Origin of the sequence: Citrobacter sp. Cpo040 (assembly GCF_030332915.1) — a bacterium.
Lineage (GTDB): Bacteria > Pseudomonadota > Gammaproteobacteria > Enterobacterales > Enterobacteriaceae > Citrobacter > Citrobacter portucalensis.
This window is the reverse complement of the sequence record NZ_JAOWGX010000035.1, coordinates 339623-355117: the sequence shown is the minus strand read 5'-3', so window position 1 is coordinate 355117 and position 15495 is coordinate 339623. Positions and strand designations below refer to the sequence as shown.

Here is a 15495-nt window from a genome sequence, read left to right as displayed (position 1 = left end):
CGTGAAGCTGAAGATACCTTATTTCGGGGCCGGGGCGGCGGTATTACTGGCGGGATTATTGCTGGCAGGATGCGATCAACAGAGCAGTGATGCAAAGCATATCAAAGTGGGTGTAATTAACGGTGCTGAGCAGGATGTAGCGGAGGTCGCGAAGAAAGTCGCTAAAGAAAAATATGGTCTGGAGGTGGAACTGGTGGGTTTTAGCGGTTCTCTGCTGCCCAACGATGCCACCAATCATGGTGAGCTGGATGCCAACGTCTTCCAGCATCGCCCGTTCCTTGAACAAGATAATAAAGCACACGGCTATAAGCTGGTCGCAGTGGGCAATACCTTTGTGTTCCCGATGGCTGGTTATTCGAAGAAAATCAAAACTGTCGCTGAACTAAAAGACGGTGCAACGATTGCGATACCTAACGATCCTACCAATCTGGGCCGGGCGCTGTTGCTGCTGCAAAAAGAGAAGTTAATTACGCTGAAAGCGGATACCGGCCTGCTGCCAACAGCGTTGGATATCACTGATAATCCGCGGCATCTGAAAATTATGGAACTGGAAGGTGCGCAGTTGCCGCGTGTACTGGACGATCAGAAAGTGGATGTGGCGATTATCAGTACCACCTACATCCAGCAAACCGGGCTTTCCCCGGTACATGACAGCGTATTTATTGAAGACAAAAACTCACCGTATGTGAACATTCTGGTGGCGCGAGAAGACAACAAAGATGCCGAGAATGTGAAAGAGTTCCTGCAATCTTATCAGTCACTTGAAGTGGCGAAGGCGGCAGAAACTATCTTTAACGGTGGCGCGGTTCCGGGCTGGTAATCATGACCTTTTGCCGCGCCGGTTGGTGTTAAACCGCTCTGGCGCGGCGACGTGAGTCCATTGAGATAAGTATTACCGAAGAGAGGATCAAAAGCGTGCCCAGCCAGTCTGGCAGGGTAAAGGTAATACCTAACAGCAGCAGGGACAGCAATGCGCTGCTCAACGGTTCCGCGCAGCTTAAAATGCTCGCTTTCGGTCCACCAATCATCTGCGCGCCTTTCAGGTACAGGCTAAACGTCAGCGACGTGCCGATGACCACCAGATAGAAAAACGCCAGAATCAAACTGCCATTCACCACGAAATTAGTGCCCTGTCCGGCATAAAACGGCAGCAGGATCATCCCGCCGATTAACATACTCCAGCCGACAACTGGCAGCGTGCCGTAGCGCGCGATAAGCGTTGAGGGGTAGGTGGTGTAGAACGCGGCGGCAAACGCCGAGGCAATTCCCCAGAACAGCGCGGCAGGTGAGATAGACAGCGACGTCGGGTTACCGTGGGTGACCAGCAAGAAGGTGCCGATAAGCGATGTGAAGATCGCAGTCAGAACTAAAATCCCCGGTCGTGCTTTGCGCACCACGGAAAACCACGCCACGATTATGGTCGGTGACAAAAATTGCAGCACCGTCGCGGTGGCGGCGTTGGATTTTTCAATAGTCAGCAGAAAGGTTAGCTGTACGGTGAGCGCCCCAACCACGGAAAAAATCAGCAGGCTGATGGCGTCTTTGCGGTTTTTGATAATGGAGAACACTTTGTCGCCGTGAACGAAAGAGAGCATCAGCAGAATGAGCCCGGCGAAAATCAGGCGCGTCATGGTCAGAAACTGCGACGACATCTGGCTTTGCTCCATGATGTATTGCGCGCAAACGCCTGAACTTCCCCACAATACGGCGGCAATCAGGACGTTCATCATCCCTCTTCTGGTGGAACTCATCTTTCCCTCGGCATGTTGTTTTGTTTTATTTGTGTGCAGGCATCATAGCAGAGATGGTTGTGATTTCTGCCAGCACATCCGCAATCAGCCAGTCATTAAAGACTTTTACCTCCGGACGCATTACCGCGTGCTGTGGCGTAACAATGTAGTAAGACCACGCCAGAGGCCAGCGGGTGTTGGGATGAAGCTGAACCAGTTGTCCGTCTGTCAGTAGCTGCTGCACCAATGCTCTACGCACAATGGCGACACCTTGACCGCTGAGCGCCGCCAGAATCACCGCAGAGGTAGAGTTGATGTGCAATCCACTGTCGCAAACGGCAGGTGCCTGGGTGGCGGTCAGGACATCATTCCAGCCCGGGAAATTGGCGCCGGGGTGGGGAGTGTCATCATGGATAAGCTTCTGTGCGGCCAACCATTCTCCACAGGAAATTTTATCTACTGGCACAATACGCGGGCTACAAACCAGAACCGCTTCTTCATCCATCAGCCAGGTTTTATTTACCCCAGGCCAGTCGCCTTTACCGCAACGTACGCCCAGATCCGCTTCGCCATGAGCAACATCCATCAGCTTTTCCGTCACGTTCAAGCGTAATTCTATGTTTTCATGCGCTTGTGAGAAGCGATTGAGGCGGCTCATCAGCCAGTTCATCACCAGTACCTGAGAGGCCGTGATGATCACCACCGAGCGCGCCCGTCGGCCGCGTAACTTGTTCAGCCCAGATTCCAGGCTATCCAGTCCTTGGGTTATTTCACGCAACGCGTACTGTGCTTCGCTGACCAGCGTGAGACGCTCTTTGCCTGAACGGGTTCGATGCAGCAGCGGGTGGCCAACCCAGTCTTCCAGCGCACGAACCAGTTGCCCAACGGCAGCCGGAGTGACCCCCAGTTCCTGCGCCGCACCAGTAAAACTGCCGTGGCGGGCTGTGGCCTCAAAAGCGTGTAACCATTTAAGCCGATTAAGCGAGCGCATCAGGTCATTTCCCGTTTTGTGAATATCTTCAGTATATGCCATCGAGATAGATTTTCTTTCTCGGTTCGCTATTTCTTCTCATTCGTCAGCGCCTCAGGGGAGTGGCATTGTTAGCGCATTAACGAATACTTGAAACGAGGCTAGCGATGAACACATTATTTGTCGGCAAAAAACTGTTAGTGGTGGGCGGTACCAGTGGTATCGGATTTGAAACCGCAAAACTGATCCTCCAGGGTGGTGGTCGAGTGGTGCTGGTTGGCAATCGTGCCGAGAAAGCGGAACAGGCCCATCAGGCGTTGGCGGAGCTGGGTGACGTCTCTGTCATTGTGGCGGATCTGATGTCAGAAGCGGGCGTTAAGCAGGTGATGGCAACGGTGAATGCTGAGCACAAAGACATCAACCTGTTAGTAAATGCAGCTGGGGTTTTCTTCCCAAAACCTTTCACTGATCATGAAGTTGAAGATTATGAACTGTACATGAGCCTCAACCGCGCGACGTTTTTTATCACCCGCGATGTCGTGCGTAATATGGTGGCGGCTAACATCCAGGGTGCCATCGTGAATATTGGTTCGATGTGGGCACAACAGGCAATTGGCGCAACACCTTCTTCAGCGTACTCAATGGCAAAAGCGGGCCTGCATGCATTAACTAAAAATCTGGCCATCGAGCTGGGGGCGAATGGGGTCCGCGTCAATGCCGTTTCGCCAGCAGTTGTGCATACACCTATCTACGAAGGATTTATCCCGAAAGAAGACGTACAAGGTGTGATGAGCAGCTTTGACAGCTTCCATCCGATTGGTCGGGTTGGTACGCCGCGTGATGTGGCTGAATCCGTCGCGTTCCTGTTGTCAGACAAAGCGCAATGGGTAACTGGCGCTATCTGGGATGTGGATGGCGGTGTTATGGCCGGACGTAATGGCTGATGGAAATCCCCCGCACAGCTGCGGGGGAGTGTCGAGACATTAAGGCTCAATCGGCGTCAGATAATCCAGCCGTAGCGGTTCGGCTAGCAGATCGTTCATTTGTAGAATGAACGCCTGGAAATGTGGCAGAGCGATATGCTCATCCAGACCGGCCTGACCGCGCCAGGATTCGCGCACGTAGAACACATCCGGCGTGTCGCGTAACTGGAACAGGGCATATTCAATATTGCCCGGCTCCCGGCGCGTGGGCAGCAGCAGAGCTTGTAGCGCCTGTTTCAGTGCGTCGATTTTCCCCGGTTTGGCTTTCAGTACCGCAATAATTGAAATCACGTCAGAATCAGACATGTTAAAACCCCTCCAGCACAATCTTGCCAACCGAGCGGCCGGTTTCAATTTGCGTGTGGGCTTTTTGCAGATTTGCCGCGGTAATCGCGCCAAAATGTTCGCCCAGCGTGGTACGAAGGGTGCTGTCGTCGATCAGCTGCGCCACGCGGGTCAGTAACTGATGCTGAGCAATGATGTCGTGGGTTGTGAACATCGAACGGGTAAACATAAACTCCCAATGTAGCGAAATGCTTTTGGCCTTCAGCGGGCGCGCATCGAGAGTTTGCGGATCGTCAATCAGCGCCAGTTTGCCCTGCGGCGCCAGTGCGGCAATAATTTGCGAATAGTGCTGCTCGGTATTGTTCAGGCTGGCAACGTGCGTCACCTCTTTAATGCCTATCCGTGCCAGCTCTTCCGTCAACGGCTTGCTGTGGTCAATCACATGATGAGCGCCCGCTTCACGTACCCATTTCTGGCTCTGCGGACGTGATGCGGTACCGATGACGGTCATTTTGGTCAGCTTACTGGCCAGTTGCGTCAGAATAGAACCGACGCCGCCAGCCGCGCCAACAATCAATAACACATCATCTTCATTGCCATTTTCCTCAACGCCCAGACGGTCGAACAGCATTTCCCAGGCGGTGATAGCGGTCAGTGGCAGCGCCGCAGCAGAAGCATTATCCAGTGTTTTTGGCTTCAGCGCGGTAATACGTTCATCAACCAGCTGAAATTCACTGTTACTGCCAGCGCGGCCGAGCGCTCCGGCGTACCAGACTTCATCGCCGGGTGCGAACAGGGTGACGGCTTCGCCCACGGACTTCACCACGCCAACGGCATCCCAGCCCAGCACACGCGGCACATCAGCGTTAAAACCTTCGCGGACCTTGGTATCAACGGGGTTGACGGAAATGGCTTTCACTTCAACCAGCAGATCGTGCCCGGTAGCAACTGGCATGGGCAGGTCAATCTCTTGTAAAAATTCAATGTTATTGCCGTCGGTCGCGGCGCGGGTAATGGCGATGGCTTTCATATTCTCTCCGGTCACAGGAATCAGTTTATACCCGTCATACTTCAAGCTGCATGTGCGTTGGCTACGTTCGCTCACCCCAGTCACATAGTTTGCTATGCTCCTGGAGATTCACTCTCTTGCTGCCTTCATGCAACTCGAATTATTTAGGGTATATCTGTTGATATAATTTGATGGTAAACCGGTAACAGAACGGGAAAAATAGCCCTACGGCGACAGGACTTATACTCGGGGAGTGAAAATGTTCCGGCTTGAAGATCTCACGTTGTTTGTCCGCGCCGCGGCGCTGAATAGTTTTAGTGATGCTGCGCGCGAAGTCGGCGTTCAGCCTGCTCAGGTCAGTTCAGCTATCAAGCGCCTGGAGTCTACGTTGGCTATCCGCTTGTTCGCCCGCTCCACGCGCAGCCTGCGCCTGACACCAGAAGGTGAAGTCTGGTTACCCTATGCCCGCCAGATGCTGGATGTAATGCATGCCGGGCTGCAAAAAATTCAGACCCCGGAAGATGAAGTGTCAGGCACGCTGCAAATCGCCGTGCCTTCCGATCTCGGTCGTAACCTGCTGCTACCGGTCTTTCAGTCGTTTCGACGCCGCTATCCCGCGCTGCGCCTGCGGATTTTTTTCTCCGACCAGGTAACGGATGTCTTTAAAGACCCCGTCGATGTTGCGTTTCGCTATGGCAACACCGAAGACGCGTCTTACATTGCGCTGCCGGTTGCACCGGGTAACCGACGCGTGCTGGTGGCATCACCGGAATGGGTTGAGCAAAACGGCGCGCCGCAAAAACTGGATGATTTAACACAGCTCAACGCCATGACTTTCGTATTACGCGGCCGCCTGCACGATCGCTGGACGTTTACGCGCAACGGCGAGGTCAGCAGTGTGCAGGTTAACGGCACCATTATGAGTGACGATGCGGAAGTGATCCGGCGCCTGGCGATTGCCGGAGAAGGTGTGGCGTACAAGTCGTGGCTGGATGTCAGCGAGGATGTGCGTGACGGTCGATTACAACTGCTGATGCCGGATTATCAGGGAGAGAAAGTCCCGCTGAATATGATTTGCCCGCATCGGAAGCAGCTTTCAACCGCGGTACGCCTTCTGCACGAGGCGGTGAAGGCACGGTGTGAAATGCTGGCGCAAAGCTAATAAGCGCTTTACGCCAGAATACTATCGCGTCGTTACTCAGTCTTTTTTCGTTGCATTCGCAAAGAAAATATCAGACTGAATGTCTTTAGTGCGGATGGTAAAGAGCTGATTAGTCAGATCTTCCGTCAGCTTCTCGGCGTCGGCCATGATGCGCAGGTTGAAGTCATTCAGCATCTTATCCGCGGCGGGTTTATCGGTTTTCGCCATCTTCAGATACTCTGCTTCGACCTCTTTTTGCTCCTTCGCCACTTTGTCTTCCCACGCTTTGTAGGCTTTTTTGACGATTGGTGCGAGCTTCGGATAATCGGTCATCGTCAGCGTTTGTAATTTACGATATTTCCAGTAGATAGACTGATCGTCCGCTTTATCGGTACCCATCGTGTAGTTAGCCGGATACGCTTTCAGACTGCTGTAGTACGGAACGAAGGCGGTGAGGTCAGCCATGCCCAGGCCAATGTAGGTCGTTTCACCAATCTCTTTTGGCAACCACGGACGGACCTGCATAACGTGCGCTTCATAGGTACGGAAAACGCTGACCGGACGCCATGGCTCTTTGCCGTTCAGACCGTTGGTGTACGGGTCATGGCTGGTCCCTTCATAGTGACTACGCAACACGGCTTTCACATCGTCCAGCGTCATTTTCTTCTCTGGCGTCATGAAGACCGGGAATTCGCGCCCTTTGGCCATATCCTGATTTACGGAAGGATTGAACTCTTTCTGGATGGTCCATACGCGAGGGTCGTTATACGTGCGGTCACGCTCGTCATCACGGGTATAGGCTTTGGAGAAGTTGAATTTACCGTCTTTCGCCGGATCGTACAGCCCTTTTTCAGTCGCAAATTGAATCAGGTTTTTTGACGCCATCATGTCCGGATTTTTAGGATCGTAATCCTGTAACCGGCCCTGATTACCGGTGGCAAAATACTGGTTATTCGGCAGACGCTGCGCCATCCACTGGTGGCCGCTACCGGTTTCCAGGTACCAGATCTCGTTATCGTCGACGACGGCAACGCCAAAACCTTCGCCTGCGCCGACGGTCTCAACGATATGGCCCAACAGCGCCACAGCTTCACGTGCGGTTTTACTTTGTGACAGCAGAATATCCGGGATATCGTCTTCGGTGATCCCTTTATCCTCAACGTACGGGTCGGCGGCCAGTGCTTTCGGTGAGGCAAAAATGGATTCTGTACCGCTCACGCCGACACCCAGCTCGTTAAATCCGGTCGCGCCGTGCAGTTGGGTTTTCCAGTTTGGGACAGTGGTATAACGCAGAGAGTTTTTCGGCAGTGGCCAGGTAAAATCATTCGCACCATTATGTGCTTTGGTGCTGTATACCCCGGTCTGATTTTGCTTTGCCGGATGAATGACAAAATGCTGTGCTTTCAGGGCATCGCTGTCTGCGCTACGGGCGACCAGCATGGAGCCGTCCGCTGATGCTTCGTTGCCGACCAGCAGGGTCGTACAAGCAAAACCTGATGAAACAACGGCCAAATTTATAGAAAGTGCAATCAGGCACTTTTTAAAAGTAAACATTACGTATCCCTCATATGTACGCCAAAAATACACCGGAAACACACCGTTTCCTGAAATGCGATAACGCCTGAACGCTCAGACATTGCTCGCGAGAGAGATAAACGCCCCTGCCCACGTCTTCTCCAAATATCCATCCGTAGGTTGAAGTCTTCTGGGCAAAATATAACGCCCATTTCGCTTAATTATTACGCAACGGATATTATGATATTCAGGATGTTTCCTGATTCGCGATGAAGAATAGCAATGGGTTATGTGTGGATTCAGTGACCCATGTCGCGTAAGTCAATGATGACAAATGTGAATTTCATTGAGGGGCCGTACTTTTTGTTTCCGGATATGACGCTACCTTTTGCGGCAATACAGCGAGGGCACATTGGAGCTGGCAAAAATCCATGCACCTTTATACTCCTCCATGACCAGGCTCAGGCTTCGTCCGCTTTGGCGGTAAAATCCAGGTAATGTGTCGTTAATATCCGCTTCATCAGCGGTGTCAGCGAAGGTTTTGACGACCTGCATCGCCTGTAGCACTCGGGCATCGCGCTTTTGGGTGTAGTTAAAATAGATGTTCCTGCTAATGTCTGAGGTATTACGCCCGTACAGTTTGCCGGTAATAGTGGCCAGGCCTTCACTGTTGTACATCCGAAACGATAACGTACCCGTAAAGCGGTTGCTGCCAATATTCCATTCCATGTTACCGATGCAATTCAGCGGTTTGTCGGCATAGCGTGAATGCCATAACCATCCGCCTGAACCGAGCACAGTAACCAGCCCGGCCACGAGCACTATAAGGTGGCGTGTTTTTTTCATTGCCCGCGCATCCAGTAATAATGAGTAGAACAAAATGCGTTAGCATCCACCCGTGCATCTTTATCACAGACAAATGCCACGATCCTTTCCGCTTTGCTGTAACCGGTAAGAAACACGTGCTTGTTGTTTTCACAGAGATAGGGATGTAACTGCATCAGATTGAAATAGCCTTGCTGGTCGTGTTCATTTGGTGAGTAATAGATTTTGCAATTTTGCCGCGATGGCGTCTGCATGGAAGCCTGGACAAATTTACTAAACGGCATAACAGGGCGCGTTTGATACCACACCAGCCAGATGATCAACGTGGCAATCACGGCACTGGCGCTAAATAAAACCTCAAACCAGGGTATCTGCGTCGTTTGTTGTGGTGTCGAAGGAATTATCTTTGCGGGGGTGATTTCTTCAATAACCGGCGACGGGGAAACTTCACTCTGTTGAAGCGTTATTGTCTCTACTTGCGTATTCTCATTTAATCTGAGCCCGCGTCGGGAAATAGTTTTCACCGTATCACGAGGCAACCCCACGTCCGCCAGCGCGTTTCGTAGCGTCAGAATAGCCTGGTAAAATGTGTTGGTGGTGGTCACATTATTTCTTTCACCCCAACCAATTGTCATCAACGTGTTCTGGGAAACAATGTCACTTGCGTGAGTAATTAAATAGAGAAAACAGAGCGAAGCAGGGAGCTGGAGCTGAATTGCTCGCCCGGTCTGACGATTGACCAGACTTTTGCTATCAGGATTAAATTCGACCAACTGATTGATAAGGTACAATTGCCCAGCCCTCAGTAACCAAAACGAATCACAGCGTGCGCTAACGCATCCTTTAAATTTTACATCTAAATCGAAAATGCGCCTCACTCTTTGTTCGTGAACGAAGATAAGAATTTCACTTATTCATTAAAATCTCTTTAAATACAACGTGTTAGCAATCTTATTTCTTAGGTGAGAATTAACTAAGGTTAAATAATGAGAATTCATTACAGTTTTATCTGAATTATCTTTATATTTGTCCACAACATGACAAGGGTGATTGAGTTATCAGAATTACGTAATTAGTAAGTAACTTTTATGCAGGTTATTTTTTAGCAAATAGTGCTTTTTTACTGTTTATCCTGGAATCTGAATTTATGCATAAAATTCCTAATGCATAGGTTGTTATTCTGAGATAAAGCTTAAATAAGCTTAGCGCAATCGTATTACTCACAGACCATACATATTAGTACATCAGGAGTTTATTACATTTTATTAGCGCCACTGTTATTAACTGACAAGGAACGTACTACGTGTTGGATTGACACATTTATTTACCAATGAAATATTTATGGAAAAATAACAGGAGTCATTTTTGATGAAGAGATCACCGTCACAGACTGTTCGTTGCATAAGCTGTGAATTATCCTGTCAATTATTTCCGGATACTGCGGTTCGCGCCAGTTACTGCCACCGTGCCGCTTTTGCGATCTGGCCTGAGGGGAATGGTTTTCTGCAAAAAGGAATTATTGAAAAGCTTCTTCTTAATAATCAAAACCATTTGTCGCGTGGGTTTATTTTTGTGGACTTTTCTTTCCCGAATCTGCGCTTGTTTGCCGACCCGCAATGGGTTGACCGGCTTGCCTACAGCGGTATGCATATTGTGTTGATAGCAGATAGGAACCTGGCGCCGTTAGCCAACTACTGGCTGTCCAAAAGCAATAAAATACAAGGGATTATATATTCTGATGATGATGACGAAGTTCAACATCAGAAAATTAGGCGACTCTTTACTGGTCATCTCGCTAACAGCAAACGTGGACGCTCACTTAACTATACTGAAATGATATTACTGAAGCGTTTTATGTCAGGGAAAAGTATTCAGCAAATTACCAAAATAGATAATATCGATATTAAGAAAATATATGTCTACAAGCTCAGGCTTGAAGATAAGTTAGGCCATAGTATTCATCAAATATTGTCGAATATTTTATAACGTTTTTTTGAATTTTATTATTTTCACATCCTTGCGATGTGGTGGACGCTCTACGCCTGAAAGCAGGAGGCTAATATGCCAAATCCCAAATCTTATTCTCGTATTGCCATAGCGGTTTCAGCCGCATTAACCTCTATGGTATTTTCAGCTCAAGCGGCATGGGTTGACGTTGATAGTCTACCCTCCACCGGACTGGTTAGCAGTCTGCCCCCGGAATTGCAGGCAATAATTCCAGCGCAGGCAAATACCAGTTTCGCTAAAACCAGCGCCATGCCGAATTATGTTTATCAATGGAGTGCGGGCACGATTCCCGTTTATGGCAATGGATTAACGATTAATGGACCCGGCGCTGAAGCTTTTGAGCACTCTGTTACCGTTATTCAGAACAGTACAACGGGTAGTCCGGGCGTTATTTTTGGGGACGACCTGACGATTCGCACGCAGTCGAAGAATGCCGCCAATAATGGTAAAGATGTTGACGGTATCCGCACGCACGGGGCCAATACGCCGGATAACCCGGTCTTTATCATCACCGGGGATCGCACCAGTATTTATGTGGACGGTCAGGATGGTGACGGTATTAACGCCGGTTACAACTCCTATAGCCAGGGTTGGAAGGGCTCGGCCAGCATTTACGTCGGCGACGATCTGTATATTCAAACCACCGGTTCCCAGGGACGTGGTATCACGGCAAACGCGATGAAAGACGCCACGCAGGCCAAAAATACAATTGTGGTCGGCGACCGGGCACACATTGTGACGACAGGTGACAGTTCAGAGGGTCTTCGCACCGGGCAGAGCGGTTCCTTTATACTGCTTGGCAATGACGCCACCATTGAGACTTCGGGTGCTTCTTCAACAGGAATTTATGCCGCCTCATCGTCCAAAACGGAACTGGGCAACAACGCGACGATTACGGTCAACGGCGTCAGCGCACATGCGGTTTATTCCACCAACGCGACCGTGAATCTCGGTGAAAACGCAACGATCAACGTGAACAGTTCGGCGAAAGCGGCGTCATACAGCAAAGCGCCACGCGGCCTGTATGCGACTTCACGCGGGGCGATAAACCTGGCAGGCGGTGCCGCCATTACCATGGCGGGCGATCACAGCAACGAAAGTTATGCCATCAGCACTGAAACGGGCGGCATAGTAGACGGTTCTACTGGCGGGCGTTTTCTTATCGACGGCGATCTTCATGCCGCTGGCGCGACTGCTGCAACCAGCAGCCTGCCGCAGCAAAACAGTACCATTAAGCTCAACATGACCGACAACTCGTTGTGGAGCGGGGCGTCATATATCACCAGCGCCACTGCCGGGACGGGCGTTATCTCGCTGCAAATGAGCGACGCGACCTGGAACATGACTAACAGCTCAACGCTCACCGACCTGACGCTGAACGGCGGGTCAGTGGTGAACTTTGGGCATGCTGACGGCGAACCGTGGCAGACGCTTACCATCAATGAAGATTTTACCGGGAACGGCGGCAAACTGGTTTTCAATACTGTCCTGAATGACGATACCTCCGAAACCGACAAGCTGAAAGTGCTCGGCAACACCGCGGGTAATGCGTTTGTGGCGGTGAATAACATTGGCGGAACCGGGGCGCAGACCATTGAAGGTATTGAGATCATCGAAGTGGCCGGTAATTCTGACGGTACTTTTGAGAAAGCGGGCCGTATTGTTGCCGGAGCGTACGACTATAACGTTGTGCAGAAAGGCAGTAACTGGTATCTGACCAGCTTTATTCCTGCTCCGCCGGATCCGGAAGACCCGGACCCCGTCGATCCGCATGACCCTGACCCTGTTGATCCGGACCCGGTTGACCCTATTGATCCAGACCCGGTCGATCCTGTAGACCCGATTATCCCTGAGCCGGAAGAACCTGTTGCGCCTCCTGTCACTGAGCAGCAATACCGTCCGGAAGCAGGCAGTTATCTGGCGAACAACTATGCGGCTAACACGCTGTTTATGACCCGACTGCACGATCGTCTGGGTGAAACGCAGTACGTCGATATGCTGACAGGCGAGAAGAAAGTTACCAGCCTGTGGATGCGTAACGTTGGGGCGCATACCCGCTTCAAAGACGGTAGCGGGCAGTTGAAAACCCAAAGCAACAGCTATGTGATGCAGCTAGGCGGCGACCTGGCGCAGTGGAGTAGCGACGGTCTTGACCGCTGGCACCTCGGCGCGATGGCCGGTTATGCCAACAGCCAGAACCGTACGCGGTCCAGCCTGACCGGCTACCATTCACGTGGCCAGGTCACCGGTTACAGCGTGGGGTTGTACGGCACATGGTATGCCAATGACGCCGACAAGACCGGCACCTACGTAGATACCTGGGCGCTGTATAACTGGTTTGATAACAAAGTGATGGGCCAGGAGCAGGCAGCAGAGAAATACAAATCCAGCGGGATAACCGCTTCGGTTGAAGCCGGTTACAGCTTCAAACTGGGCGAAAGCGAGCGCAACAGCTACTGGCTGCAACCGAAAGCGCAAGTGGTATGGATGGACGTGCAGGCCGACAGTCACCGCGAAGCGAACGGTACCCGCGTGAAGGACAACACCGACGGCAACCTGATGACCCGTCTGGGTGTGAAAGCCTTTATTAATGGTCACAACGCCATCGACGACGGTAAATCTCGCGAGTTCCAGCCGTTTGTTGAAGCCAACTGGATCCACAACACGCAGACGACCAGCGTGAAGATGGACGATGTGAGCAATGACATGCGCGGCACCAAAAACATCGGCGAGCTGAAAGTCGGCGTTGAAGGTCAAATCACTCCGCGACTCAACGTGTGGAGCAACGTGGCCCAACAAGTCGGCGACAAAGGCTACAGCGATACCCGCGGTATGCTCGGCGTGAAATATAATTTCTAATGTAAGTGAGTAATGGAAAAGCCGCTGATTCACCGATCGGCGGCTTTGTTTTTTGGGGGAATCGTAGGCCGGATAAGCGCAAGCGCCATCCGGCACCTGGTTAAGCTGTAAGTAATGCTTGCAGGTTCAGCCTTGCTTCACTGAAGAGTCGCCAGCGTGCTCTCAATTCTATTCAGCTTCTGATTGGCCTCTTTCAGCTCATCCTGCAATCGTTGCTACTGTTCGCCATAGACCATCAGGACGATACAGCCGTTCATCACTTTTACGCTAATCTGTTGCCCGGTATCAAACCAACTGCGCGTAGTTACCTGCCGGAAAGGATAATTTCGGACGAGAATCATGAAAGCCTTTTGAGCAGAGAAAATATGGCAAATGACTGGAATAAGATAGGAACTTTGGCGGAAGATCACAGGAGTCGAACCTGCCCGGGACCGCTGGCGGCCCCAACTGGATTTGAAGTCCAGCCACCTCACCGGAGATGACGATCTTCCGCGCCTCGATTGCTACATGGAGGCGGGGCGCATTATAGCTACTTCCAAACGTTTCCACACCCCCTCACTCACTTTTTTAACTTCCGTTTCTCCATACCATGACCAGTTTCAAATAAATCCCCGCAAAATCCATTACTTACACTTAGACACATTTTTTGACGCTACTCTGATCACAGAAAACAAGAATCGTAATTTGATAACGAGATATCGGAATACCCGCGCTCACAGGGATGGTTTACAAGAACTGTAACCGGTATCAGTGCGTGTGAAAGTGCTAACAAGGATGCGTAATGAAAAGTGAGATTTTGTCCGTTAAAGAGAAGATTGGCTACGGCATGGGCGATGCCGCCAGCCACATCATCTTTGATAACGTTATGTTATATATGATGTTCTTCTATACCGATATTTTTGGTATCCCGGCCGGTTTTGTCGGCACGATGTTCTTACTGGCTCGCGCGCTGGATGCTATCTCAGACCCTTGCATGGGACTGCTCGCCGACCGCACCCGTTCACGCTGGGGGAAATTCCGCCCATGGGTGCTGTTTGGCGCTCTGCCATTTGGTCTGGTCTGTGTGCTCGCCTACAGCACGCCGGATCTCAGCCTGCACGGCAAAATGATTTATGCCGCAATCACTTACACGCTGCTGACCCTGCTTTATACCGTGGTGAATATTCCCTACTGCGCGCTGGGCGGTGTGATAACCAATGACCCAACGCAGCGTATCTCCCTGCAGTCATGGCGCTTTGTGCTGGCGACGGCGGGCGGCATGCTCTCCACCGTGCTGATGATGCCGCTGGTGAATCTGATTGGCGGTGAAAATAAAGCGCTGGGCTTCCAGGGCGGGATTGCCGTGCTTTCGGTTGTGGCGTTCCTGATGCTGGCATTTTGCTTCTTCACCACCAAAGAACGTGTGGAAGCGCCGCCGAGCAGCAACTCAATGCGTGAAGACCTGCGCGACATCTGGCAGAACGACCAATGGCGTATCGTCGGCCTGCTGACTATCCTCAACATCCTTGCCGTCTGCGTACGCGGCGGGGCGATGATGTATTACGTCACCTGGATTCTGGGTACCCCGGAAGTGTTTGTCGCCTTCCTCACCACCTATTGCGTCGGCAATCTTATCGGCTCTGCGCTGGCAAAACCGCTGACTGACTGGAAATGCAAAGTCAGCGTCTTCTGGTGGACGAACGCCCTGCTGGCGGTCGTCAGTCTGGCAATGTTCTTTGTGCCGATGCACGCAAATCTCACCATGTTCGCCTTCATCTTCGTGATTGGCGTACTGCATCAGCTCGTGACGCCAATCCAGTGGGTGATGATGTCCGACACCGTTGATTACGGCGAGTGGTGTAACGGAAAACGTCTGACGGGGATCAGCTTCGCGGGCACGCTGTTCGTGCTCAAGCTGGGTCTGGCGCTCGGCGGGGCGATGATCGGCTGGATGCTGGCGGGCGGCGGTTACGATGCCGCAGCGAAAACCCAGAACAGCGCCACCATTAGCATCATTATCGCATTGTTCACGATTGTCCCGGCTATTTGTTACCTGTTGAGTGCCGTGATTGCCAAACGCTTCTATACCCTGAAAACGCCGTATCTGACGGAAATCATGAGTCAGCTGGCTCAGGGTGCGCACCGCAATCAGCAGGATTTTTCGACGAAAGAATTACAGAACTAAGGAACCA

At 51.4% G+C, this 15495-nt stretch carries 13 protein-coding genes, 1 tRNA gene and 1 pseudogene; 6 read left to right on the top strand and 9 right to left on the bottom strand.

Annotated elements, in window-relative coordinates; translation table 11 throughout:
• Nucleotide 1 precedes the first annotated feature (1 nt).
• Nucleotides 2-820, top strand: coding sequence for a lipoprotein NlpA (gene nlpA / locus OGX86_RS14615; RefSeq protein WP_234096624.1), 819 nt, complete (start codon nucleotides 2-4; stop codon nucleotides 818-820).
• 28 nt (nucleotides 821-848) lie between these two features.
• On the opposite strand, the gene OGX86_RS14610 is transcribed toward nlpA, so the two are convergent.
• Both OGX86_RS14610 and OGX86_RS14605 read right to left on the bottom strand, forming a co-directional pair.
• On the bottom strand, nucleotides 849-1751 hold the full coding sequence (locus OGX86_RS14610; RefSeq protein WP_003827166.1) for a carboxylate/amino acid/amine transporter: 903 nt from the start codon (nucleotides 1749-1751) through the stop codon (nucleotides 849-851).
• 25 nt (nucleotides 1752-1776) lie between these two features.
• Nucleotides 1777-2721, bottom strand: a complete 945-nt coding sequence (locus OGX86_RS14605) for a LysR substrate-binding domain-containing protein (RefSeq protein ID WP_286640249.1) — start codon at nucleotides 2719-2721, stop codon at nucleotides 1777-1779.
• 146 nt (nucleotides 2722-2867) lie between these two features.
• Here OGX86_RS14605 and OGX86_RS14600 point away from each other — a divergent pair, with 146 nt between their 5' ends.
• The gene (locus OGX86_RS14600; protein WP_286640237.1) at nucleotides 2868-3644 is read left to right on the top strand and encodes an SDR family NAD(P)-dependent oxidoreductase; all 777 of its coding nucleotides are present in this window, start codon (nucleotides 2868-2870) and stop codon (nucleotides 3642-3644) included.
• A gap of 39 nt (nucleotides 3645-3683) precedes the next feature.
• Here OGX86_RS14600 and OGX86_RS14595 read toward each other — a convergent pair whose 3' ends face one another.
• Together OGX86_RS14595 and OGX86_RS14590 are read right to left on the bottom strand one after the other, a co-directional pair.
• Nucleotides 3684-3974, bottom strand: a complete 291-nt coding sequence (locus OGX86_RS14595; RefSeq protein WP_162623446.1) for a putative quinol monooxygenase — start codon at nucleotides 3972-3974, stop codon at nucleotides 3684-3686.
• A gap of 16 nt (nucleotides 3975-3990) precedes the next feature.
• Nucleotides 3991-4998, bottom strand: a complete 1008-nt coding sequence (locus OGX86_RS14590; RefSeq protein WP_048215259.1) for a zinc-binding alcohol dehydrogenase family protein — start codon at nucleotides 4996-4998, stop codon at nucleotides 3991-3993.
• 238 nt (nucleotides 4999-5236) lie between these two features.
• Here OGX86_RS14590 and OGX86_RS14585 point away from each other — a divergent pair, with 238 nt between their 5' ends.
• Complete coding sequence (locus tag OGX86_RS14585; protein WP_048215260.1) at nucleotides 5237-6139, top strand: LysR family transcriptional regulator; 903 nt, start codon at nucleotides 5237-5239, stop codon at nucleotides 6137-6139.
• A 36-nt stretch (nucleotides 6140-6175) separates the two neighbouring features.
• Here OGX86_RS14585 and OGX86_RS14580 read toward each other — a convergent pair whose 3' ends face one another.
• From OGX86_RS14580 to OGX86_RS14570, 3 genes are all read right to left on the bottom strand, one after another.
• Nucleotides 6176-7672 (bottom strand): C69 family dipeptidase, encoded by a 1497-nt coding sequence (locus tag OGX86_RS14580; RefSeq protein ID WP_286640236.1) that lies wholly within the window; start codon nucleotides 7670-7672, stop codon nucleotides 6176-6178.
• A gap of 342 nt (nucleotides 7673-8014) precedes the next feature.
• Nucleotides 8015-8479, bottom strand: a complete 465-nt coding sequence (locus OGX86_RS14575; protein ID WP_003827183.1) for a YqeJ family protein — start codon at nucleotides 8477-8479, stop codon at nucleotides 8015-8017.
• Nucleotides 8476-9249, bottom strand: a complete 774-nt coding sequence (locus OGX86_RS14570; protein ID WP_071444560.1) for a winged helix-turn-helix domain-containing protein — start codon at nucleotides 9247-9249, stop codon at nucleotides 8476-8478. The genes OGX86_RS14575 and OGX86_RS14570 overlap by 4 nt, the downstream gene beginning before the upstream one ends.
• A 577-nt stretch (nucleotides 9250-9826) precedes the next feature.
• On the opposite strand from OGX86_RS14570, the gene OGX86_RS14565 reads away from it, so the two are divergent.
• Complete coding sequence (locus OGX86_RS14565) at nucleotides 9827-10444, top strand: helix-turn-helix transcriptional regulator (protein WP_213785861.1); 618 nt, start codon at nucleotides 9827-9829, stop codon at nucleotides 10442-10444.
• A gap of 75 nt (nucleotides 10445-10519) precedes the next feature.
• On the top strand, nucleotides 10520-13324 hold the full coding sequence (gene misL, locus OGX86_RS14560; RefSeq protein WP_286640235.1) for an intestinal colonization autotransporter adhesin MisL: 2805 nt from the start codon (nucleotides 10520-10522) through the stop codon (nucleotides 13322-13324).
• A 137-nt stretch (nucleotides 13325-13461) separates the two neighbouring features.
• Here the strand turns inward: misL and OGX86_RS22860 are convergent.
• Both OGX86_RS22860 and OGX86_RS14550 read right to left on the bottom strand, forming a co-directional pair.
• Nucleotides 13462-13614, bottom strand: a pseudogene (locus tag OGX86_RS22860) (SymE family type I addiction module toxin); the annotation flags it as partial.
• 106 nt (nucleotides 13615-13720) lie between these two features.
• Nucleotides 13721-13815: transfer RNA gene (locus OGX86_RS14550), tRNA-Sec, on the bottom strand.
• Between the two features lie 290 nt (nucleotides 13816-14105).
• On the opposite strand from OGX86_RS14550, the gene OGX86_RS14545 reads away from it, so the two are divergent.
• Nucleotides 14106-15488, top strand: coding sequence for a glycoside-pentoside-hexuronide family transporter (locus OGX86_RS14545; RefSeq protein WP_048215282.1), 1383 nt, complete (start codon nucleotides 14106-14108; stop codon nucleotides 15486-15488).
• Nucleotides 15489-15495 lie beyond the last annotated feature (7 nt).

Coding starts and splice junctions, on each gene's coding strand:
- OGX86_RS14575 (WP_003827183.1), bottom strand. CDS start 8,479: ATGAAAAAAACACGCCACCTTATAGTGCTCGTGGCCGGGCTGGTTACT.
- OGX86_RS14590 (WP_048215259.1), bottom strand. CDS start 4,998: ATGAAAGCCATCGCCATTACCCGCGCCGCGACCGACGGCAATAACATT.
- misL (WP_286640235.1), top strand. CDS start 10,520: ATGCCAAATCCCAAATCTTATTCTCGTATTGCCATAGCGGTTTCAGCC.
- OGX86_RS14610 (WP_003827166.1), bottom strand. CDS start 1,751: ATGAGTTCCACCAGAAGAGGGATGATGAACGTCCTGATTGCCGCCGTA.
- OGX86_RS14605 (WP_286640249.1), bottom strand. CDS start 2,721: ATGCGCTCGCTTAATCGGCTTAAATGGTTACACGCTTTTGAGGCCACA.
- OGX86_RS14545 (WP_048215282.1), top strand. CDS start 14,106: ATGAAAAGTGAGATTTTGTCCGTTAAAGAGAAGATTGGCTACGGCATG.
- OGX86_RS14580 (WP_286640236.1), bottom strand. CDS start 7,672: ATGTTTACTTTTAAAAAGTGCCTGATTGCACTTTCTATAAATTTGGCC.
- OGX86_RS14565 (WP_213785861.1), top strand. CDS start 9,827: ATGAAGAGATCACCGTCACAGACTGTTCGTTGCATAAGCTGTGAATTA.
- OGX86_RS14585 (WP_048215260.1), top strand. CDS start 5,237: ATGTTCCGGCTTGAAGATCTCACGTTGTTTGTCCGCGCCGCGGCGCTG.
- OGX86_RS14600 (WP_286640237.1), top strand. CDS start 2,868: ATGAACACATTATTTGTCGGCAAAAAACTGTTAGTGGTGGGCGGTACC.